Below are 21,954 nucleotides of genomic sequence, written 5' to 3'. Positions count from 1 at the left end.
AATGGACCTCGACCTGCTTGCCTGCCAACTGATTGATCGCTTCCAGCATGGCATGCCGCTGTGCCCGGAACCTTATCGTGAAATGGCCCAGGTGTTGGGTTGCAGCGAGTCGCAAGTGATCGCCTGCCTGCAACGCCTGGAACTGGCCGGGGCCTTGTCGCGGATCGGCCCGGTGTTCGACCACAGCCGTGCCGGCGCCAGCACCCTCGCCGCCCTCGCCGTGCCCGCCGAACGCCTGCATCAGGTCGCCGAGCGCGTCAGCCAATACCCCGAGGTCAATCACAACTATGCGCGCGAGCATCACTACAACCTGTGGTTTGTGTTGACCGGGCCCGATCGCCAACACATCGAGCGCATTCTCGAAGAACTGGAGTACGACACCGGCCTCACCCCACTGGACCTGCCGATGTTGACCGCTTACCGCATCGACCTCGGCTTTGCCCTGGGAGAAAGCCGATGAAAGCGCCATTGAATCCCAAACAGGCACTGGCCCTGCGTCGGCACCTGGAAGGCGGGTTGCCGCTGGTCTCGCGTCCTTATCAGGCACTCGCCGAACGGATCAACGCCGAGGAAAACCAGGTGCTCGCGCAAATGCACCAGTGGCACGAACAAGGGTTGTTCCGCCGGGTTGGCCTGGTGCTCAACCATCGCGCACTGGGCTTTACCGCCAACGCAATGCTGGTGCTGGACATTCCGGATGCGTTGATCGACGAAGTCGGCCAGCGCCTGGGGCGAGCGCCCGGCATCACCCTCTGCTATCAGCGGCCGCGACGCCTGCCTGACTGGCGATACAACCTGTTCTGCATGGTTCACGGTCGCCAACGCGATCAAGTTGCGGCGCACATTCAGGCGCTGCTCGAAGAACACCTGCTGAGCGACCTGCCCCACCAACTGCTGTTCAGCACCCACGCCTTCAAACAATGCGGCGGGCGCTTTGCGCCTTCATCAACAGGAGCCTCCGACCGTGGATGACCTCGACCGTCGACTGATCAACCGCTTGCAACTGGGCCTGCCGCTGGTGCGCCATCCCTGGAAAGTACTGGCCGCCGAACTGCAAAGCAGCAGCAGTGAACTGCTCGATCGGCTCCACGCACTGCTGGAGGACGGCGTGCTCACGCGCTTCGGCCCGATGTTCGACATTGAACGGCTGGGCGGTGCCTTCACGCTCGCGGCGCTGGCGGTGCCGGAAGAACGCTTCGAAGACGTCGCCGAGCAACTGCACGCCCTGCCGGAAGTGGCCCACAACTATCGACGCGAACACGCCTGGAACATGTGGTTTGTGCTCGGTTGCCCGACCGAACAAGGCATTGCCGAGACCCTGCAGCGCATTGAATCCCTGACCGGCTTGCCGCTGCTGAATCTGCCCAAAGAGGAGACCTACCATGTCGGTTTGTATTTCCCGGTCTGAAGACACCCTGGCCCATCGCCTGATCGAGCTGACCCAGACCGGCCTGCCCTTACTGGACGACCCTTGGGCCTGGCTCGCCGAGCAGCTGGACTTGAGCATCGAATCCACCCTGGACTTGCTCAAGCGCTTGCAGGCCGAGGGCGCCATCCGGCGCATCGCCGCCGTCCCCAACCACTATCGCCTGGGTTATCGCTACAACGGCATGACGGTCTGGGATGTGCGCGACGCCGACATGCCGCGCCTCGGCGCGCTGATCGGTGCGCAGCCCTTCGTCAGCCATTGCTATCGACGCCCGCGCCGTGAGGACTGGCGCTACAACCTGTTTGCCATGGTGCACGGTCGCAGCAGCGAGGAAATCGACAGCTACCGCGAACACCTGCGCTACTTGCTGGGCGATGCCTGTGCCGCCGACGAGATGCTGGTGAGCAGCCGCATCCTGAAAAAAACCGGATTGCGCCTGCCACCCGCAACGCATTGAAGGCGCGCCGACTCAAGGAGAGTTGCATGTTAAGGATCAGCCAATACCTGCGTGCGCTGGCCGGCCAGGCGCCCGCCCCCAGAACCAGCCCACCGGGCAGCAACCGGCCGCCCGTGGTGATCTGGAACCTGCTGCGGCGCTGCAACCTGACTTGCAAACACTGCTACGCGACCTCGGCCGACAGTGTCTTTCGCGATGAACTGGATACGCCCGCCGCACTGAGCGTGATCGATGATCTGCGCGATGCCGGGGTGAAAGTGCTCATCCTGTCCGGCGGTGAGCCGCTGCTGCGTGACGATCTGTTTGTGCTCAGCGCCTACGCCCGCGCCAAGGGTTTCTTTGTTGCCTTGTCCACCAACGGCACGCTGATCGATGAGCACAACATCACGCAGATCCGTGCGGCGAATTTCGACTATGTCGGGATCAGCATCGATGGACTGGAAGCCACCCATGACGCCTTCCGCCAACTCAAGGGCAGTTTTGCCAGCTCCATGCGGGCGATCCGCCTCTGTCGCGAACAAGGTATTCGGGTCGGCCTGCGCACCACCCTGACCCAGGAAAACCATGCGCAGCTTCCCCAATTGCTGGCGCTGATGCGCGAGTACGACGTGCAAAAGTTTTACCTGTCGCACCTCAACTACAGCGGTCGCGGCAAACGCAGCCGCCAGCTCGACGCCCGGCAACAGATGAGCCGCGAGGCGATGACGCAGATTTTCGAACGCGCCTGGGAAGACATCGCGCAGGGTCGCGACAGCGATTTCGTCAGCGGCAACAACGATGCCGACGCGGTTCTGTTGCTGCAATGGGTGGGGCTGCATCTGCCCGAACATTACCCGCGCCTGGAACACATGCTGCGCGCCTGGGGCGGCAATGCCTCGGGCAGCGGCATCGCCAACATCGACAACACCGGCGAAGTGCACCCGGACACCTATTGGTGGCAGCACTCGGTGGGCAACGTGCGGCACACGCCGTTTCGCACGCTCTGGCTGGACCGGCCGGACACTTTGTTGCAACAGCTGCGGGCGCATCCGCGCGCCGTCGGCGGCCGCTGTGGCCAATGCCGCTGGCTGGACATCTGCAACGGCAACACCCGAACCCGCGCCTGGGCCGAAGGCGATCTGTGGGGGCAGGACCCCGGTTGCCACCTCAGCGATGAAGAAATCGGTGTGCCGCCCATCACGACAATCCCTTGCGTCATGCACTGAAGCATCCGCCTGGCAAGCCCCGGCCAACCTGATGAAGAACCAAGGACGTCCCATGTACCCATCGATTATTTTACCGGCCGCACTTGCGTCCCTGTTCAGACCGGGCGAAGTCGCCCTGGTCGGCGCGGGTCCCGGCGATCCACGCCTGCTGACCCTGCGCGCCTGGAGCCTGTTGATGCAGGCCGACGCCGTGGTTTACGACCGTCTGATCAGCCCCGACCTGCTGACGCTGATCCCCCTCACTTGCGCCCGGCATTACGTCGGCAAGGCCAGCGGCTGCCACAGCCTGCCCCAGGAACAAATCAACGAGCTGCTGGCCGACCTCGCCGAGCAAGGGCAACGCGTGGTCCGGCTCAAGGGTGGCGACCCGTTCATTTTCGGTCGCGGCGCCGAGGAGTTGCAGTATCTGCTGCAGCGCAACATCGACTGCCAGGTGGTGCCGGGCATCACCGCCGCGTCCGGGTGCAGCGCTTACGCCGGCATCCCGCTGACGCACCGGGACCTGGTCAATTCCTGTCGATTCATCACCGGCCACTTGCAACACGACGGCGAGTTGAAACTGCCTTGGCGCGATCTGGCCGACAGCAGCCAGACCCTGGTGTTTTACATGGGCTTATCGAACCTCGGGGTTATCGCTAAGCACCTGATCGAGGCCGGGTTGTCGGCCGACACACCGGCAGCGCTGGTCAGCAACGGCACGCGCCCCGACCAGCACGTTGCCCGTGGTTTGTTGCACCAACTGCCGACGTTGGCGCTGGAGTGCCCGCCCGGTATCCCGACGCTGACGGTGATCGGCAAGGTGGTCGATCTGTTCGCGGCACAACCGATGGAATACCCGGCGCGCTTTTATCCTGTCCAGGCGTTGCAACGGCACGGCAAGGTGGCGCTATGAAGCGCGGGCTGCTGCTGCCGTTGTTATGGGTCAGTGCTGTCGCTGGCGCCGCTGATCCGGCACTTGAACACGCCGCGAACGACTACCGCCAGCATTGCCAAAGCTGCCATGGCGCCAACCGTTTCGGCGGTACCGGGCCGGCGTTGTTGCCAGAGAGTCTGAGCCGGATCAAACCCGATGAAATCCGCAGCGTGATCCAGAACGGCCGCCCCGCAAGCCAGATGGCCGGGTTTGCCAACGTGTTCAACCCGGCGCAGATCGACGCGCTGGTGAGCTACCTTCAGCAACCGCCCGCCACCCCGCCGACCTGGAGCAACGACGATATTCGCGGCAGTCACTCGATGCTCGCCGACATCAGCAAGCTGCCCACCACGCCCCAGCATGGCGCCGATCCGCTGAACCTGTTCGTGGTGGTGGAAGCTGGCGATCACCACATCAACATCCTCGACGGCGATCGTTTCGAGGTGCTGGCGCGGTTTACCTCGCACTTTGCCGTGCATGGCGGGCCGAAGTTCTCGCCGGACGGGCGCTTCGTCTACGTCGCCTCACGCGATGGCTGGGTCAGCCTGTACGACCTGCACAACCTGAAACTGATCGCCGAGGTCCGCGCCGGGCTCAACACCCGGAACCTGGCGGTGAGCAAGGATGGTCGCTGGGTGTTGGTGGGTAACTATTTGCCGGGCAATCTTGTCGTGCTGGATGCCCGCGATCTGTCGCTGGTCAAAACCATTCCAGCCATCGGCCAGGACGGCACGGCGTCACGGGTCAGCGCGGTCTACACCGCGCCGCCACGGGACAGTTTCATCGTCGCGCTCAAGGACGTGAAGGAAGTCTGGGAACTGTCGAGCGCCGGGACTCCGGACTTCGAACCGCGACGGATCGAGGCTGAGGACATGCTCGACGACTTTTCCTTTTCACCGGACTACAAGCAGTTGCTGGCCACGTCGCGCAAGGCCAAAGGTGGTCAGGTGATCGACCTCGACAGTGGCAAGGTAGTCACCGACATTCCGTTGCCGGGCATGCCGCACCTGGGGTCCGGGACCTATTGGAAACGCAACGGTCAGTGGGTGTTTGCCACGCCGAACATCAGCAAGGGGCTGATCTCTGTCATCGATTTCAAGACCTGGAAGTTGATCAAGGAAATCCCGACGTTGGGGCCGGGGTTTTTCATGCGCAGTCACGTCAACTCGCGGTATGCCTGGACGGATGTGTTCTTCGGGCCGGACAACGATGCGATTCATTTGATCGACAAACAGACTCTGGAAATCGCTCGTACCTTGCGTCCGATGCCTGGCAAGACGGCGGCGCACGTCGAGTTCACTCGCGATGGTCGGCACTTGCTGCTGAGTATTTGGGCCACTGATGGGGCGCTGATTGTTTATGACAGTGACACGCTTGAGGAGATCAAGCGTATCCCGATGAACAAGCCGTCGGGCAAGTACAACGTTGGCAACAAGATCGAGTTTGTGGAGGGGACTTCGCATTAGGGGTTGGGTGTATATCCGTTTTTTTGGTGATGGCGGCTGGCGGTTTCGCCCTTACGGCGAGTCACTTGGAAGAGCCCCAAGTAACCAAGGGCTCTTGCCCCTTTCGTTCGGTGGCTCGCTAAGGCTCGCCATGCCCTCGCTCCGGTCCTGCTCCGTGGGCCCGCCGCCATCGGCCATCCATGGCCGGGGGCGGCTAACCCGGCATCCATGCCGGGTTGCCCACTACGCAGAACCTGCGCTCGGCCTCTCGAGGGGGCGCTCAGATCAAAAGCGGAAGGCGAGCTAACGCTCGGCCTGATGAGTGGTGAAAATCAAAAACGTACGCGGTTCCCTGTAGGAGCGAGGCTTGCCCGCGAAAAACGACCGGGCAACGCGTTCATTCAGACAGCCCGCGTTATCGTTGACGTCCATCGCCAGCAAGCTGGCTCCTACAAGGGAAATGCATAGGTGTTTGGATAAATACGATCAACTGTAGGAGCCGGCTTGCTGGCGATAGCGGTGGGTCAGTCGACGCATTTATTGGCTGGACGGACGCTATCGCCAGCAAGCCGGCTCCTACAGTTGATTGGTGTCATGGCCAATTACCGCGTCTGCTGCTGTTGCTTTGCTTTGGCTTTTGATTTTGATCTGCCCCGTCGGAAGGCCGAGTGGAGGTTCTGCGCAGTGGGCAACCCGGCATGGATGCCGGGTTAGCCGCCCCCGGCCATGGATGGCCGATGGCGGCGGGCCCACGGAGCAGGACCGGAGCGAGGGTATGCCGAGCCTTAGCGAGGCACCGTACGTCAGGGGCAAAGCCTTTTGCTTACTTTTCGGCGTTTGGAAAAGTGAGTCGCTGTAAGAGCGAAACCATAAGCCGCCGTTACCGCAGAAATGGATATGTACCCCGATCCCCCCCGTCAGCCCAACGTATAACCGTTATCAACCTTCCAGTCCTGCCCATAAACCCCCCGCGCCCCCTGGGACAGCTGAAAAATAATCACGTTGGCCACCGCAGACGCATCAAGAAAATGCCCCGGCAAAAGACGCTTGCCAAGCGTGTCAGCAACATCGTCAAGCTCACCATCACTCAAGCCCAGGTTGTCCCACATCGAGGTCGCGGTCGGCCCCGGCGAGACCAGGTTGATGCGCACATCGTAACGGGCAAACTCCACCGCCAAAGTGCGCGCCTGTGCCGCGAGTGCGGCCTTACTGGCAATGCAAGCCGCCAGACCGGGAAAACTCGAACCCGTCAGGAAGCTGCCGACAAACACCACCGACGCCGGGTTCGCCAACTCACCACGCATCGCCGCCAGGGTGTTCAACGCACCCGCACCATTGACCGCCCATTGCCGCTGAAAGGCCGGCATGTCCAGGCTGTCGGCCATTTCGGCAATGCCGGCGTTGGGCACCAGATAATCCACCCGCCCCAACGTCGCCGCCCGCCGGGCCAACCCTTGCAGATCGTCCTCGCAGGTAACGTCCCCGGCACACCATTGCAGCCGTTCACCATAGATCTGCTGCAAGGCCGGCAAGTCACCGACGGTGCGCGACATCGCCAACACCCTGACCCCACGCGGCAAAAGCGCCGCGCACAAGGCCAGGCCAATCCCGGAACTGGCGCCGGTGATCACGGCCAAACGATCCTGAAACTCGGTTTGCATCATGTTCTCCTGGGCATCGTCGATGCCAAGCACTGGGGACCTGGCGGGCCCCTATCTTTGAACAGATGCAAAAATACCGACTTGACGGCGATCAGATTTTCTCAATGGATCGACAGTTCAATGAGTCGAGTGCGACATGGCCGGTTGCTGCAGCACCGACTGATCGATCTCGCTGAACCGCAGCACGCGACCGCCCTGCTCCGTGGCCAGTTTTTCAGCCGCCTGCTGGCTGGAGAACGACGCCAACACCACACCCATCGCCCCCTTGAGCCGGGTGCCTACCACGTAATACGCATCTTTGGCATCGATCAGCCGGGTGTCATCCGGCGAATTCCAAGGGCTGTGCTCCATGTCGTGGACATACAGCCTGGCATCGCCATGATGGTTTTCCGGTTGCAACCACCAGCCGATCATTTCCGCCGTGGAGCAGAATTTCTTGATGCCGCTGTGCTCGACCACTTCACCCTTGGGGCCGGGAAAGCCGTCGATGATCATGCCGCAGACATGGCACTCATCACTGGGATGAAAGGCGCTGGGGGCATCGCTGTAGCTGGCTTGCACGGGTTTGTCACACGCCGTCAGCAGCACACAGACCATCAGGCCCGCCAGGTTGCGCAGCGTCTTCCAATCAAGCGTTCTCATCATCAGGTGCTCCAAAAAACCAAAGTAAGAATTCAAGTCGCCCGTCGACGGAACAGCAGCCAGGCCGTACCCAACGGCGCCGCCACCCACAACAGCAGGCAGAGCCAGAGCATCGAGCCCGGCACAGGCAAATCGCTGCCCAGGGTCAGCACGCCAGCGGTACTGGCGACGGCGTCAAAGCCGGAAAGATTGATCAAGCGATAAAGGTCGGCGGGATTGAACAGCAGTAACCAGGGCAGCACCTTCGGGTTGAAGTGCCCTTCGCTGAGCACCAGCAGGGCGAGCAGCGCCAGGTCGAACACCAGCACGAAAAAGAACCACACGCCCAGCGCCAAACCGGCGGCCGTGGATTTCTCGGCTGCCACGCTGCTCAGCACATAAGCCAGCCCCAGGAAGCCCCAGCCCAGTAGCGTCGACGACACAATGAATCGTCCGAAGGCCCAGAGCAGCAGGTTCAGCTCGACGTCGTCCACCAGCACGGCAATCGCGAGCATCGCGCAGCCGAAACCGATCAGCGTCGCCAGCGCCAGGATCAACCCGTGGCCAATGAACTTGCCGAGCAGGATGTGCCCGCGCCCCAGCGGATAGGTCAACAACAGCAGCAAGGTGCCGCTTTCGTCCTCGCCGACAATGGCGTCATACGCCAGCATCAAGGCAATCAGCGGCATCAGGAACGTCGCCAGGCTGGCCAGGCTGGCGATGGTCGCGGGCACCGAGGTAAAGCCCAACTGACCGGACGCCGCCGCGCCCAGCCAGGCAATGCCGGTGGCCAGCACCGCGAACAACAGGCTGATCGCCAACAACCAGCGGTTGCGCAAACCGTCATTGAATTCCTTGCGGGCCATGTTCCAGATCGGGTTCATAGAATCTCTCCACTGTGGGTCGCAGCGGCCCGTCCCATGTAATAGCGGTAGAGGTCTTCCAGGGACGGTGGAGTGATTTCCACGTCAGCCGGCTCGTCCTCATTGAGCAACTGGCGCAACAGGCCCAGTTTGCTGCCATTGAGCGCGGCCACTTCGAGGCCCTCCACGCCCCAACGTTGAGTGACATGCCCGGCGATGTTCCACGAGGCCTGCAAGGGGCCGGCATGCTTGAGCCCGTTGGCGCGAATCAGCGTCGGCAACCCGGCTTCCTCGCGCAGGCTGCGCAGACTGCCGAGGGCCAGCAGACGCCCCTGGGTCAGGATCGCCGCACGATTGATATGCGCCTCGACCCCCGGCAAAACGTGAGAGCAGAGAATGACGCTGGTGCCCTGGCTGCGTAGACGGTCGAGCAACCGATACAGGTCTTGAGTGGCGATGGGATCGAGGCCGACCGTCGGCTCGTCGAGCAGCAACAGGCGCGGTTCGCCGAGCAAGGCTTGCGCCAGCCCGAGGCGCTGGCGCATGCCTTTGGAGTAGGTCTTGACCCGTCGATGCGCCGCCCCTGCCAGGCCAACTTCCTCCAGCAGCCCGTCCACCTGAGCGAACGCGGCCCCTTTGAGTCGCGCGAAATGACGCAAGGTTTCCAGGCCGCTCATTTGCGGATAAAACGTCACGTTCTCCGGCAAATAGCCGAGCAGGCGCCGGACATTCGGATCACTGGGCAAGCGGCCAAACACCCTGACCTGCCCTTCGCTGGCCTGCAGCAAACCGAGCACCAGTTTCATGCTGGTGGTCTTGCCCGCGCCGTTGTGCCCGAACAAACCCAGCACTTCGCCTTCGGCCAGGCTCAGGCTCAACTGATGCAACACCGTGGTGTGCCCATAACGCTGGCTGACGCCTTCCAGATCGACGACATTCATGTGACGGGCTCCTTGGTCAGGGTGTGCGTGGTGGATTTCATCAACGGATGGCTGTCGAGTACGCCCGGCGATTTCATCACCGGAAACGCCCTTTGCACCCAGCGCAGCAGTTCAATCCCTGGGCTGTTCATCAACAGCCGCACCTGCGGGTACAGCCACAGCAGGCGGTCGACGTTGTCGTTGGGTTCGTAGGCGATATCGCCCAGGCCATCGTTGTTGCGGTCCCAGCCCAGATAGTCGCTCCAGTAATTGCCCCGGCCATCCGCCGACCATTCCTGCAAGCGGGTGGCGACGTATTTGACCTGGCGCTGGTTGCCGACAAACGCGTTGTCGGCGATGCGGTTGTCTTCGGAGCCGGCGGTGAGGTGAATGCCCACGGCGCTGTGCTCGAAGTGGTTGTGTTCGATGCGGTTGAACAGCGAGTTGTAGATGAACAGCGCCTTGCCCTCGGCGCCGCTGATCATGCTGTCGCCGGTCGAACCGTCGCGCACGTCGGTGACGAAGTTGTCGCGCAAAGTTGAATAGGTGATGTAGTTCATCAGGATGCCGTAGTTCTGATCCTGTTCGGAGCGGTTGCCGATCACCGTGAGCTTGCGGCTTTGCATCAGGGCGTAGCCGGTGCGGGTGCGGCGGGTGGTGTTGCCGATCAACTGGTTGTCGTTGGCGAACATGTAATGCACGCCGTAACGCAGGTCTTCCAGGGTATTGCCTTGCAGCAGGTTGCCGTTGGAGGTGTCGATGTAGATGCCATCGCGGGTGTCGCGCACCTGGTTGCCGATGACCCTGGCGCCATGTACTGCATACAGGTGAATGCCGTTACCGCGATCCTGTGAACGCATCGCCGGATCGCCCTGGATGCGGTTGTCGATCAGGCTCGCATCCTGAGTCCCATCGACCCAGATCCCGAATCCCTGACCTTGCAGTCGATTGCCTTTGATCACCGCGCCACGGGCCTTGGGCTGGAGGAACACCGCCGCATTCATGGCCGTGAGGTCATGCCCCCAGTCCAGAAAAGTGCAGCCCTCGATCCCGACGTCCGGTGCGCTGACAATCACCCCGTTGCCCTGCCCTTGCGCCTGAAAAACCGCGCCGGGCTCGCACACAATCTGCATCGGTTGATCGACGCTGAACGAGCCACGGTATTCGCCCGCCGGCACGTGCCAGCGTTGCTCGGCGTCAAGGCGCAACGGCAGCGTGGTAATGGGTTGCACCGCCAGCACGCTGCAGGGCATCAGCAGGAGCGCAAGCGCGATCACCTTGATCGGGTTTCCCTTGATGTCGGTCATCGGTCCGCTCCTGTCGATGCTCAACCGTCAGGCCCGCTCGACCTTCATGCGGCCGACCATTTCCATGTGCAGCGCATGGCAGAACCAGCTGCAGTAATACCAATGCAGGCCGGCCTTGTCGGCGGTGAAGGTGATGGACGAGGTTTGCTGCGGGCTGATCTCCATGCTCGCGCCGTGGTTGGTCATGACGAAACCGTGGGACACGTCCTCGATCTGGTCGATGTTGGTGATGGTCACGGTCACTTCGTTGCCCTGCTTGACGGTGAACTCGGTCAAGCCATACGCCGGCGCCATGGAGGTCATGTAGACCCGCACATGATTGCCGTCGCGGATCACCTTGTTGTCGGTCTCCAGGTTGATGCCATCCTTCTTGGCCAGCTCCACGGTGGCGGCGAAGAACGGGTCGTTACGGTTCCAGATTTTTTGCGTCTTGATCTGATCCCGCCGCGCGAGGATGCAATCGTGCGGTTCGGCAAACGCCGGGCCGTCGTGCACCAGCTTCATTTCTTCGCCGGAAATATCGATCAACTGGTCGTTTTCCGGGTGCAGCGGCCCGGTCGGCAGGAAGCGGTCCTTGGAGAATTTGCACAACACCACCAGCCACTTGCCGTCCGCCTCACTGGTTTCGGTCAGCGACGCGTGGTTGTGGCCGGGCTGGTAATGCACGTCGAGTTTTTGCTTGATGTAATTGACCTTCTCGCCCTTGTAGGCACGTACCGCGTCCGCCATGTTCCACTTCACCACCTGGCTGTCGATGAACAGCGTGGTGTAGGCGTTGCCGCGACCGTCGAAGGTGGTGTGCAACGGGCCCAGGCCCAGTTCCGGCTCGGCGGCGATGACTTCGCGCGGGTCCTTGAATTTATCGGCGAACAGGTCGTCCAGGCGGTCGATGGCGATCATCGATACGGTTGGCGACAGCTTGCCGTTGGCAATGAAGTACTTGCCATCGGATGAGGTGTTGAGGCCGTGGGGGTTCTTCGGCACCGGGATGTAACGGGTGAATTCGGAGTCCTTGCCATCGGTTTTACGACCGTCGACCACCGGCACTTTCGAGTTTTCCAGGGTGATGAACTTGCCGGCCTTGATCGCGGCTTCGATGCGCGGAATGTTGAACACCACGACCCAGTCGCGCTCGTTGCGCATCATGCCGCCGAGGTCGTAGGCCTTCTCCGAGTTGTAGCAGGTGGACGCGGCGTACTTGCCGGTGTAGTCCATGTCGGCGTTGTCCAGATTGCCGTCGACGATCACCTGAAACGCCATTTCCATTTTTTCGGCATCGACGGCGTTGAACATGGTGAAGCTGTTCTTGTCTTGCAGGTCGAAGGTGTGGCCGTCATTGGGGTGCGGAATGACGAACTCGGCGTTGGCGAACACGTACTTGGTGTACGGCACTTTTTGCAGGCGCAGGCCGTGAATGGCTTGCACGTTCGGCACCGTGAGCATCTTGTCGCACTTCATGATGTCCAGGCGGATGCGCGCGATACGGGAGTTGGCCTTGTCGTTGATGAACAGGTACTTGCCGTCGTACTTGCCGTCCGTCATGGAGATGTGCGGGTGATGGCAATCGCCATTCTGGAACTTCGCGCTGTCGCCCATGATGCGCTTGCTTTCGTTGGTCAGGCCCCAACCGGTGGCCGAGTCGACGTTGAACACCGGAATACGCATCAGCTCGCGCATCGACGGCACGCCCAGCACCCGCACTTCGCCCTGATGACCGCCGCTCCAGAAGCCGTAGTATTCGTCCAGCTCGCCGGGGCCGACATGGGTTTTCGCCTGCGCATCCTTGACCGCAGCCGCCCATGACTCGCGGCTGAACACCGCCCCGCCCAATGTCGTGGCCCCTGCCAGCACCGCCCCGGTGACGGCGCTGCTACCGAGAAAACCGCGACGGCTGAGTCCGGTGTGCTCTTCTTCCTGCACCGGTTTTGTGGATTCTGTGTCAGTCATGCTGCGTACTCCTTGAAGGGATAAAACGGTGTGCGGGTAGAACTCGCTCCCGCAAGGGGGCACATCATTCAGGGGCGGCCACTTCCACGACAGGTATCAGTTGCGCCGCCACAGGTGCCGGTTTGCCGCGCTTCTTGCGCTTGTTGATCAGCGGCGGGCATTTGTGTTCGTTGTGATAAGTCATCTGGCAATCGAGGCAGTAGTGGCACTCGTTGGCATTGATCCGGCCATCGGGGTGAATCGCCTGGATCTCGCATTCTTTGGCGCACAACTGGCAGGGGTTGCCGCATTCCTTGCGGCGCTTGAGCCAGTCGAACAGGCGCAGCTTGGTCGGGATCGCCAACGCGGCACCCAACGGGCAGATGTAGCGGCAATAGACTTTGCGCGTGAAGATGTTGATGACCAGCAGCGCCACCGCGTAAAGGACAAACCACCATTGGCGGTCGAACCTGAGGGTGATGGCGGTCTTGAACGGTTCCACTTCGGCGAACAGTTCGGCGGTGGACATGGATTCGAGGGAGATACCGAACAGCAGCAGCAAAATGATGTACTTGATCGCCCACAACCGCTCATGCACCGCGAAGGGCAATTCGTACTGGGGGATTTTCAGCTTGCGCGCGGCTTCGTTGATCAGTTCTTGCAAGGCACCGAACGGGCACAACCACCCGCAGAACACCCCACGCCCCCACAACAGAATGCTCGCGGCGGTGAACACCCACAGCATGAAAATCAGCGGGTCGGTGAGAAACAGCTCCCAGCGAAAGTGCTCGAACAACGCATGGACAAAGGTCAGGACATTGACCACCGACAGCTGCCCCAGCGCATACCAGCCGAGGAACACCACGGTGAAGATCAGGTAACCGCGACGCAGCCAGTGCAGGAAATGCGGGCGGCGGGTGAACTTGTCCTGCAGGAACAGGATCGCGGTCAGCAGCAACAACGCGGTGGCGAGTACGCCGACCTGGAAGTGTTTCTGATACCAGATCGTCAACCACATCGGCCGGTTGGCTTCCTCGATGGCGGCCAGTTCTTCGGCACTCGGTGCGGGGCGCTCAAGGTATTGCTCGGGCAATTGATAAGACAGTTCGAAGCTGCTGAACATGCCGCTGACCGGACCGGTCTGACGCCGTACCAGCAACTCCAGGGACCAGGGCGATCCCGGATCGAAACCCGCCTGCTTGCGCACAATGAACACCGACATCTCATCGAACTCGGGCATGCCCTTGGCGAACACGTCAGAGAGGCGCTGATGGTCCATGTCGCGAAAGCTGATGACATTGCCGAACTGGCGCAATTGCACCCGGTCGAAAATCCCGCCGCGCACGTAACCCGAGCCTTTATACGAATACATGCCGCGTCCCAATACAGCAATGGCTTGCTCGCCGGGCTTGAGGTCTTGCATGAGGACACGGTATTGAATGTCACCCAGCAGCGCGCGGCCGATGGTCGGCGGGTTCAGGTCGGCGGTGTACAGCTCGATAAAGGTGTCATCGACCTGGTCAAGCGCGGCCGTGTCGACGCCTTCGGCCTCGGTGCCCTTGAAGGCGGCATCGACCTGTCCACGGGTCAGGTTCAAGCGGCGGATGGCGCCGTTTCCGCTCAGTTGCTCCCAGGTGGCGGGCTCGAAAAAGTCCTGGCGCACGGTGGCGGGCTTGCTCGCCACTGCCCCCTTGTCCTCGATCAGCTTGAGCGATACGGCCACTTCATGGGCGGCCCGCATGATGACCTCATTGACCACCATGGCGGTGACGGTTGCGCCGGCGATGGCATCCACGGTGACCGCACTCGGGTCACTGGAGTGGCCGACAACCACTCGCTGGCTGACCTTGATCCCTGTGTAGCGGGCGCTGAAACCGTGGAGTTTTTCTTCGGGGATACCGATCAGCAGAATCGGCTCATGGTGTTCCAGGACGTAGGCATCCTGAATCACACCGGCGGTGTCGAGGATCACCTGGGTATTGATCGGCTTGCCCGAGTAGGCCGGAATGTCCACCACGTCCAGGCTCTGGAAGACATAACCGATGACCTTGCCGGCCGCTGATATCGTCCGCACCTTGAACGGGCCTTCCGCTGCGGAAACCGAATCGGTCTGCGGAAAGACCTTCTCGATGCGCTGCTGCTCGATGTCGCCGTATGACTTGGCCTCAACCACCGCGAACATCGCGAGTATCAGCAAGACCGTCACCACCAGACCAACGCTCCAGATGCGCAGGCTGCCAGGTATCGAAGGCGAAGAGATTGTCATGAGCAGGCTGATTTCAAAGGGTCTGCGGTCATGTTAGGGAGCATTGCGCCCCCGTCCCTTGATTGAAATCAACTTGCCGACAATCCCCGTGCCAGAGCGCCCGAATGTCTCAAACAGTGCGCGAAAACTGGCCTTTTTGCTGATCGCCCAAGTAGGCATCAAACGCCATCGCGGCGCTGCGCATCATCAAATGCCCTTGCGGCAACAGCACCAGCTCGTCACGGTGAATCTGCAAGAGCCCGTCGCGAACGTGCTCGCCGAGTTGGGCCAATGATTCGGCGAAATACTCGGTGAAGCAGATCGCGTGACGTGCTTCGAACTTGGCGAAATCGATCCGGCCATGGCACATCAGGTCGCTGATCACTTCGCGGCGCAACAGGTCGTCAGCGCTCAGGCGATAACCCCGATGCACCGGCAGCAGACCTTGATCGATGCGCGCGTAGTACTGCGAAAGCTCCTTGACGCTCTGGCTGTAGCTGTCGCCGACCTTGCCGATCGAAGACACCCCGAGGCCGATCAAGTCGCAGTCGGCATGGGTCGAGTACCCCTGGAAATTGCGTTGCAGCGTGCCATGGGCGCGGGCCAGTGCCAGTTCGTCATCCGGCAAGGCGAAATGGTCCATGCCGATGTAGACATAACCGGCCTCGGTCAAACGACGAATGGTCAGTTCTAGCAACTCCAGCTTGCGCTCCGGCGGTGGCATGTCCTCCGGGCGAATCAGCCGTTGCGCGCGCACCATCTCCGGCAGATGCGCATAACTGTAGGCAGCAATCCGGTCCGGGCGCAGGGCAATGATCTTGGCGAGTGTGACGTCGAAACTCTGCACCGTTTGCAGGGGCAGGCCGTAAATCAGATCGACGCTGATCGACTTGAATTGCGCCTCGCGCGCCGCCGCGACCAGCGCATAAATCTGCGCTTCACTTTGCTGGCGATTGACCGCCGCCTGGACGTCGGGATCGAAGTCCTGCACGCCAAAGCTCAGGCGATTGAAGCCCAATTGGCGCAGCGAATGGATCTGTTCGCTGCTGATGGTGCGCGGGTCGACCTCGATGGAAAACTCATGGTCGTCGCTGTCATCCATGTCGAATGCCTGGTGCAGGCAGTCCATCAGGTCGGCCAGTTGTTCCTGGGTCAAATACGTCGGTGTGCCCCCGCCCAGATGCAGTTGCGTAAGCTTGCGCGTGCTGTCGAACAGCGCGGCCTGCATGGCGATTTCACGCTTGAGGTACGTCAGGTATTCGACGGCCCGATGGGTCTTTTGGGTAATGATTTTGTTGCAGGCGCAGTAGTAACAAAGGCTTTTGCAAAACGGAATGTGGATGTACACCGACAACGGTTTCGGCACAGCGGCCTGGTTGCTGTCGTGGGCGGCACGCTGATAGTCGTCAACGGCAAACGCCTGATGAAACTGCGGCGCCGTCGGGTAAGAGGTGTAGCGCGGCCCGGGCCGGTCATATTTTTCGACCAGGGCACGATTGAAATCGAATGAAGGCTTCATGATCAATCAACTCGCAGGTGGGTTAATGTTTTGCACTGTCCACCTCCTTTTCAAACAGGCTGCAGATAGCATCCACTTCCTGCCGGCCGGCGGGAAGGATGCTGATGAAACGCTCTGACAATTCAATCAAACCGTCACGACTCAATTGCTCCAGCAACGGCCAGACGGATGAGAAATACATGGGGAACACCAGCCCATAGCGCCGCTCGATGGCACGGATATCCAGCTCCTGATCACACGCCAGTCGCTCCATGACCATTTGCCTGATCTGCTCCCCCGCCTCGAAACGCCAGCCACGTGCTGTCGGCAGCTGGTCGTTGTCCAGCTGACGTTGATAGCGCTCAATGGCGTCGGTATTTTGCGTGTACAAATCGTCGATCCGGCTGATGGCGCCCACACCGAACCCGATGTGGTCGCAATAGCCGTGACGGGTGAAACCGTCGCAGGTGCGGCTCAAGCGGCCCCGCTCCTGAGCGATCGCCAGGTCATCATCGGGCCGGACAAACTGCCCCATGCCGATGTAGTGATACCCCGCTGCAAGCAATTGCTCGAAGCAGATCTGACGCATCGCGCCTTTGTCGTCCTGGCTGCACAACGCCCTGGCCTTGTCACCGAGCACAGGCCGATAGCGGCGTGGCGGCCGTGCATAGTCGAACACCATCAGGCGGTCAGGCTCCAGCTCGATAATCGTCGTCAGCTTCAGCGCAAAACTGTCCGGCGTTTGCCAGGCATGGCCAAACCCCAGATCGACATTGATGGAGCGATAACCAAACGTGCGCGCGGCATCGATGAGTGAATGGATCGGTGCCGGATTCTGGTAACAAGCCACGGACATCTCGCACTCGGTGTCGATGTCCGGAACACCAATGCTGACGTGATTGAATCCCTGATCACGCAGCACGCCCATGGTCGACCAATCGGTGTGATGCAAATCCACTTCAACGCTGTAGTCGCCAGACTCATGCGCCAGAAAGTTGAACCGGCGACGCAAATGCCCCATCAGTCGCTGAATATGGGCGATGGTGGGCGTTCCACCGCCCAGGTGAAATTGCTCGACCCGTTGCTCGGGATGGGTGTGGCAACCGACCAGGTCGATCTCGTGTTCCAGACGCCGCAGGTACTGCTCGATGGCGCCCTGCTCGCCGCAGGCATCAGCAAGGGTGCAAAAGGATGGCTTGAGGCTGGAAGGCAGGCGCAAGTTCAGGGAGAGCGGCCGGCGTTTCTGGCGGCTGACGCGCAAGGCACGAAGCAAATCCAGAGAGCCGATGCCGTTGTGAAACTTTTGCGTATCGGCATGGCAGTTGGGGTCGAGCACACCCTGATCGCACCGAGCGACAAGCTCGCCAGGGTTGTGAAAGAAATCGAGCATGACGGGTCTCCCAGACTGGCTGCAGATCTTCAGTGTCCGGGATCGGCAGTCATCGCTCCTTGATTTGTATCAAGCCGCCAGCCAAGTGCTTGCAGAGGCCGACCATCGGTCACCACGTCAGGTAAAACATGCCCTTGGCCAGCAAGACGATGGCGACCATATGGCAGAACAGACTGCCGTGGATGAACTGCAGGTATCGAGCGTTCATGCGCCCGCTTTTGAACAGAATCATGGCAACCAGAAAATGCAGGAGCACACTCACGGCAACGACGATTTTCACCATCAGCAACGTGCCGAACGAAGACGCCAGCGGCGTGGCAAGAGCGGGCAAGTAACGCTGCCAGACCATGCCGATCCCCGCGCCGAACAACACCAGCAACACCCACGGCATCAGCGTCCGGGCTCGACGACCGATCCCCTGCTCGACCAGCATCATTACCCTGTCGGGCAATTGCTTGCGGATGCTTTCCAGAAACAGGACTTCGAAGAACACCGTGCCGATGAAGATCAGCGCGGCGAACAGGTGCAATGTCAAAAAAACGGGATAGACCATGAGAGGGATGGCTCTGATGACTCAGCGAGAGGAACATCAATCCCATTGTGTCGCCAGTGCCGGTGAACTTCGGCCCAATGGGAACTCGCGCGTTCATCCGCAAGGGCGCGCGAGTGTTGCTTCACAGAATACAGAGCTGCCCGCCCCACCCGTTTGACACCGATCAAGAAACGTCCCTGTCCCTGATGCGGGCTAGCCCACCTTTCAGTGGGGCGCGCGAGGAATCGTCTTGAGCAGATCTTCAGGGCTGATGTAACCGACGACCGGCTCCGCGACGCTGCCCGGTAGCGGCAGGTCAAGGATGTGGCCCTTGATCTTGCCGATCACGTGCATTTCGCAAGGTTTGCAGTCGAACTTCAACGTCAGCACCTCGTCACCGTGCACCAGTTGCATCGGCGCGACCTTGGTGCGAACGCCGGTGACCCCTTTGGCCTGTTTGGGGCAAAGGTTGAAGGAGAAGCGCAGGCAATGCTTGGTGATCATCACCGGCACTTCTCCGGTTTCCTCGTGGGCCTCGAAGGCTGCATCGATCAGCTTGACGCCGTGACGGTGATAGAAGTCGCGAGCCTTTTGGTTGTAGACGTTGGCCAGGAACGACAGGTGCGACTCCGGGTACACCGGCGGCGGGTTTGTCTCGGCCTTGCGACCACCCCGTGGGTGGGCCAGCAGACGGGCCGCGGTCAGCGCTTCGATCACTTCCCGACGCAGGGCCTTGAGCTGCGAGTTGGGGATGAAGAACGCCTGGGTTGCTTCCAGCTTGATGCCGGTGGCGTGGTAGTCGGTGGTGCCCAGTTGACCGAGCAGATCACGCAGTTGGTCCAGGGCCTGCTCCGGCTTGTTGGCCAGACCGAACGGACCGTCCAGGGACACGCTGGCACTGACGCCCTCCTCGCTGGTGGCGGTGAGTTGCAGGCGCTGCTCGTCCAGCTGTGCGACCCAGGCCAGACCGATACGACGTTCAGCGGAAGTCTTCTGCAAGGCTTGCTGCCAGTTATGGTCCAGGTTGCGGCTCAGTGGATGGTTGGGCCGCAGCTTGTACATCCCGTCCGGCATCTCGTTGGGTTCGACACGGTAGCGATAGCGCTTCTCGCCCTCTTCGAGGAACTCACCCTTGGGCTCGGCGATGTTGGCGCGAAAACCCACTACTTCGCGCTTGATCTGCACGTTGAGACCGTCGCCGTTGGACAGCGGCTCAGAGGTCACCACCTGCAAGTCACGCTTGCCCACCTTCTCCACCACGCCCACTGGCAGGCCAGTGAAAGTCGGTGAATCGAAGGCTCCGATGTCGACCTTGCGGTCGGTGACAAAGTAGTCGGTGCTGCCACGGTGGAAGGTCTTGTCCGGGTCAGGCACAAAGAAATGCGCAGTGCGGCCACTGGACGCACGGGCCAGGTCCGGACGATCTTCAAGAACGTCGTCCAGGCGCTGGCGGTAATAGGCCGTGATGTTCTTCACATAGCCCATGTCCTTGTAACGCCCTTCGATCTTGAATGAGCGAACGCCGGCTTCCACCAACGCGCGAATGTTGGCGCTCTGGTTGTTGTCCTTCATCGACAGCAGGTGTTTTTCGTAGGCGACGACGCGGCCCTGGTCGTCCTTGAGGGTGTACGGCAAACGACAGGCCTGTGAACAGTCGCCACGGTTGGCGCTGCGACCGTTCTGTGCGTGAGAGATGTTGCACTGGCCGGAGAACGCCACACACAACGCGCCATGGATGAAGAATTCGATGGCCGCATCGGTCTCGTCGGCGATGGCGCGAATCTCTTGCAGATTCAGCTCGCGGGCCAGTACCAGTTGGGAGAAGCCTGCCTGGTCAAGAAACTTCGCCCGTGCCAGGGTGCGGATGTCAGTCTGGGTGCTGGCGTGCAGCTCAATGGGCGGAATATCCAGCTCCATCACGCCAAGGTCCTGGACGATCAACGCATCGACGCCGGCATCGTAGAGCTGATGGATCAGCTTGCGCGCTGGCTCCAGCTCATTGTCATGCAGGATCGTGTTGATCGTCGTGAACACCCGGGCGTGGTAGCGCCGGGCGAACTCCACCAGTCCGGCGATCTCACTCACTTCGTTACAGGCATTGTGGCGGGCGCCGAAGCTCGGGCCACCGATATAAATGGCGTCGGCACCATGCAGGATCGCCTCGCGAGCGATGCTCACGTCACGGGCAGGGCTGAGCAGTTCCAGGTGATGTTTGGGCAAGGACATATTTTTTATCTGGTTTGTCACGGTCGAGGCACGCATTGTAGCGGGCAAATGTTTGACCGGCATCCGTGGGCTTCTTGGTCAGGGTTGATATCACCTGCCTGTAACAAGCCGAAAGGCGCTTCTGGGCCGCAAAAACGACAGCATCACCCGTCACGACTCCGGCGTTGACCTCGGGCAGCTGAGTGGAACTGCGCGTCAGCCACTATTTGAATTTTATTGTCATCAGCAACTCCCCAGGAGGCGTTTGTTCAGGAATGCCCAGCAGGTTGAAAGCTACGGGTTCGTTGCATATACCCTTCTCCCAGAGCCGTTTCGCTATGGGCGAACTGACGGCTGCAACCACCGATTCAAAAACAAAGTAATTTCGAATCTCAGGACTTACCTCCATCACCGCCTTCAAACCCTCTGCCAGGACGATATGCGTATTTTTGAACGAGTAATCCTTGTACCCGGGGTAACCACACTCATGAGCCACGAAAAGCCAATCGTGAATGATATAAGCGGGGGCGTACCCCCAAGGGGAATAACCATTGACGCCCCATAAAAATCGAGGAATTGACCCCCCATCGGTATACATGGGGCCAGGGCGAATTACTTCACCATTAGAACGTGTAAATCGAAACGGATCATCCTTGCTTGGAACAAACAGAAAATAGTCATTCTTGATCCAGCGCACATCCAAAGCGCCTTCAAACCTTCCCTCATCGGTTTCGCGATACGATATCGGAGCGCAGGCCTGCAACGTGAGAACAAGAAACAAAAGAATTAGAACGCGCATATAAAATCCTCCTTGAAAGACAAAAATCTGCCATTAAAGATGGCAAACATCGCACTTCCACGTTACCTCGCCTCTTCAGTATTCTTCTGGGCCACCTGCTGCCCCCGACTTTTCTCCAGCTTTTCCATCAACATCAAATTATCTGGCACTAACGACGGGACTAACAACAACCTACCAATATCAACCAACTCTAAAACGTGATTTTGATCGTGTCGTGAGTTGCTTTCGGGAGCTGAGAAAAAGCTTCACTTGCGAGCAAGGGATTCTCCAGGTCGGAACCGAGGACCTCCTGAAACCTCGATCAAATCAAAGTCCGCCCCAGCACTCTCCATGCCTCTATCTCCCTTGATTCGCTTCCCGGCTCGGGCGGTAGATTGATTTGCATGCCTTGGTAATCCGCCGTTTTGTGATTCGGAGGGAGGCTACCTGACGTTAGCCAATGGCCATCACTCTGTCCAATTCCCGCCCCTTCTGCTTTGGCGCTGCGGAGACGAATACTTAGGCGCTACTGTGTTGTGGGGCGTAAAAGTAGGGAGAA

General features: G+C 60.4%; 19 protein-coding genes. 7 read left to right on the top strand and 12 right to left on the bottom strand.

Going from position 1 to position 21,954, the window contains the following annotated elements; all coding sequences use genetic code 11:
• The first annotated feature begins 1 nt into the window (after window position 1).
• Genes IB245_RS03045 through IB245_RS03015 form a run of 7 tightly spaced genes read left to right on the top strand, consistent with a single transcriptional unit; the run spans window position 2 to window position 5,470 of the window.
• A complete protein-coding gene (locus IB245_RS03045) occupies window positions 2-460 on the top strand; it encodes an Lrp/AsnC family transcriptional regulator (RefSeq protein WP_192226450.1) in 459 nt (152 codons plus the stop codon).
• The gene (locus IB245_RS03040) at window positions 457-972 is read left to right on the top strand and encodes an Lrp/AsnC family transcriptional regulator (RefSeq protein WP_008034419.1); all 516 of its coding nucleotides are present in this window, start codon (window positions 457-459) and stop codon (window positions 970-972) included. Before IB245_RS03045 ends, IB245_RS03040 begins: the two co-directional genes overlap by 4 nt.
• Window positions 965-1,408: an Lrp/AsnC family transcriptional regulator gene (locus IB245_RS03035; protein ID WP_192226448.1), complete on the top strand. Its 444-nt coding sequence runs from the start codon at window positions 965-967 to the stop codon at window positions 1,406-1,408. The genes IB245_RS03040 and IB245_RS03035 overlap by 8 nt, the downstream gene beginning before the upstream one ends.
• A complete protein-coding gene (locus IB245_RS03030; RefSeq protein WP_008043669.1) occupies window positions 1,383-1,886 on the top strand; it encodes an Lrp/AsnC family transcriptional regulator in 504 nt (167 codons plus the stop codon). Before IB245_RS03035 ends, IB245_RS03030 begins: the two co-directional genes overlap by 26 nt.
• 26 nt (window positions 1,887-1,912) lie before the next feature.
• Window positions 1,913-3,091, top strand: a complete 1,179-nt coding sequence (gene nirJ / locus IB245_RS03025) for a heme d1 biosynthesis radical SAM protein NirJ (RefSeq protein ID WP_192226446.1) — start codon at window positions 1,913-1,915, stop codon at window positions 3,089-3,091.
• Between the two features lie 52 nt (window positions 3,092-3,143).
• Window positions 3,144-3,983, top strand: a complete 840-nt coding sequence (gene cobA / locus IB245_RS03020; protein WP_192226444.1) for a uroporphyrinogen-III C-methyltransferase — start codon at window positions 3,144-3,146, stop codon at window positions 3,981-3,983.
• Complete coding sequence (locus IB245_RS03015; protein WP_192226443.1) at window positions 3,980-5,470, top strand: cytochrome D1 domain-containing protein; 1,491 nt, start codon at window positions 3,980-3,982, stop codon at window positions 5,468-5,470. Before cobA ends, IB245_RS03015 begins: the two co-directional genes overlap by 4 nt.
• An 896-nt stretch (window positions 5,471-6,366) precedes the next feature.
• On the opposite strand, the gene IB245_RS03010 is transcribed toward IB245_RS03015, so the two are convergent.
• The 12 genes from IB245_RS03010 to IB245_RS02955 all read right to left on the bottom strand — a co-directional run bounded on the left by IB245_RS03010 (window position 6,367) and on the right by IB245_RS02955 (window position 21,416).
• Entirely contained in the window at window positions 6,367-7,110 is a 744-nt protein-coding gene (locus tag IB245_RS03010; RefSeq protein WP_192226442.1) for an SDR family NAD(P)-dependent oxidoreductase, read from the bottom strand.
• 117 nt (window positions 7,111-7,227) lie between these two features.
• Complete coding sequence (locus IB245_RS03005; RefSeq protein WP_192226589.1) at window positions 7,228-7,752, bottom strand: nitrous oxide reductase accessory protein NosL; 525 nt, start codon at window positions 7,750-7,752, stop codon at window positions 7,228-7,230.
• Window positions 7,753-7,784: 32 nt separating this feature from the next.
• Window positions 7,785-8,615, bottom strand: coding sequence for an ABC transporter permease (locus IB245_RS03000; RefSeq protein ID WP_008037452.1), 831 nt, complete (start codon window positions 8,613-8,615; stop codon window positions 7,785-7,787).
• Window positions 8,612-9,535, bottom strand: coding sequence for an ABC transporter ATP-binding protein (locus IB245_RS02995; protein ID WP_008037453.1), 924 nt, complete (start codon window positions 9,533-9,535; stop codon window positions 8,612-8,614). The genes IB245_RS03000 and IB245_RS02995 overlap by 4 nt, the downstream gene beginning before the upstream one ends.
• Complete coding sequence (locus IB245_RS02990; protein ID WP_192226440.1) at window positions 9,532-10,821, bottom strand: nitrous oxide reductase family maturation protein NosD; 1,290 nt, start codon at window positions 10,819-10,821, stop codon at window positions 9,532-9,534. Before IB245_RS02990 ends, IB245_RS02995 begins: the two co-directional genes overlap by 4 nt.
• A 27-nt stretch (window positions 10,822-10,848) precedes the next feature.
• Entirely contained in the window at window positions 10,849-12,768 is a 1,920-nt protein-coding gene (gene nosZ, locus IB245_RS02985; protein ID WP_008037454.1) for a TAT-dependent nitrous-oxide reductase, read from the bottom strand.
• Between the two features lie 64 nt (window positions 12,769-12,832).
• Window positions 12,833-15,013 carry a transcriptional regulator NosR gene (nosR, locus tag IB245_RS02980; protein WP_192226438.1) on the bottom strand — a complete coding sequence of 727 codons (2,181 nt, stop codon included), beginning with the start codon at window positions 15,011-15,013 and terminating at the stop codon, window positions 12,833-12,835.
• Window positions 15,014-15,122: 109 nt separating this feature from the next.
• The gene (gene hemN / locus IB245_RS02975; RefSeq protein ID WP_192226436.1) at window positions 15,123-16,511 is read right to left on the bottom strand and encodes an oxygen-independent coproporphyrinogen III oxidase; all 1,389 of its coding nucleotides are present in this window, start codon (window positions 16,509-16,511) and stop codon (window positions 15,123-15,125) included.
• 22 nt (window positions 16,512-16,533) lie between these two features.
• On the bottom strand, window positions 16,534-17,880 hold the full coding sequence (locus IB245_RS02970) for a coproporphyrinogen III oxidase (protein WP_008037459.1): 1,347 nt from the start codon (window positions 17,878-17,880) through the stop codon (window positions 16,534-16,536).
• Between the two features lie 109 nt (window positions 17,881-17,989).
• Window positions 17,990-18,433, bottom strand: coding sequence for a CopD family copper resistance protein (locus tag IB245_RS02965; RefSeq protein WP_008032069.1), 444 nt, complete (start codon window positions 18,431-18,433; stop codon window positions 17,990-17,992).
• A 204-nt stretch (window positions 18,434-18,637) separates the two neighbouring features.
• Window positions 18,638-20,638 carry a peptidase U32 family protein gene (locus IB245_RS02960; RefSeq protein WP_032832365.1) on the bottom strand — a complete coding sequence of 667 codons (2,001 nt, stop codon included), beginning with the start codon at window positions 20,636-20,638 and terminating at the stop codon, window positions 18,638-18,640.
• Between the two features lie 202 nt (window positions 20,639-20,840).
• Window positions 20,841-21,416, bottom strand: coding sequence for a DUF1353 domain-containing protein (locus tag IB245_RS02955; protein ID WP_192226434.1), 576 nt, complete (start codon window positions 21,414-21,416; stop codon window positions 20,841-20,843).
• Window positions 21,417-21,954: the final 538 nt, after the last annotated feature.

The sequence above is a fragment of the Pseudomonas sp. PDM02 genome (genome assembly GCF_014852285.1).
Taxonomy (GTDB): domain Bacteria; phylum Pseudomonadota; class Gammaproteobacteria; order Pseudomonadales; family Pseudomonadaceae; genus Aquipseudomonas; species Aquipseudomonas migulae.
This window is presented reverse-complemented; position numbering and strand designations above follow the sequence as displayed.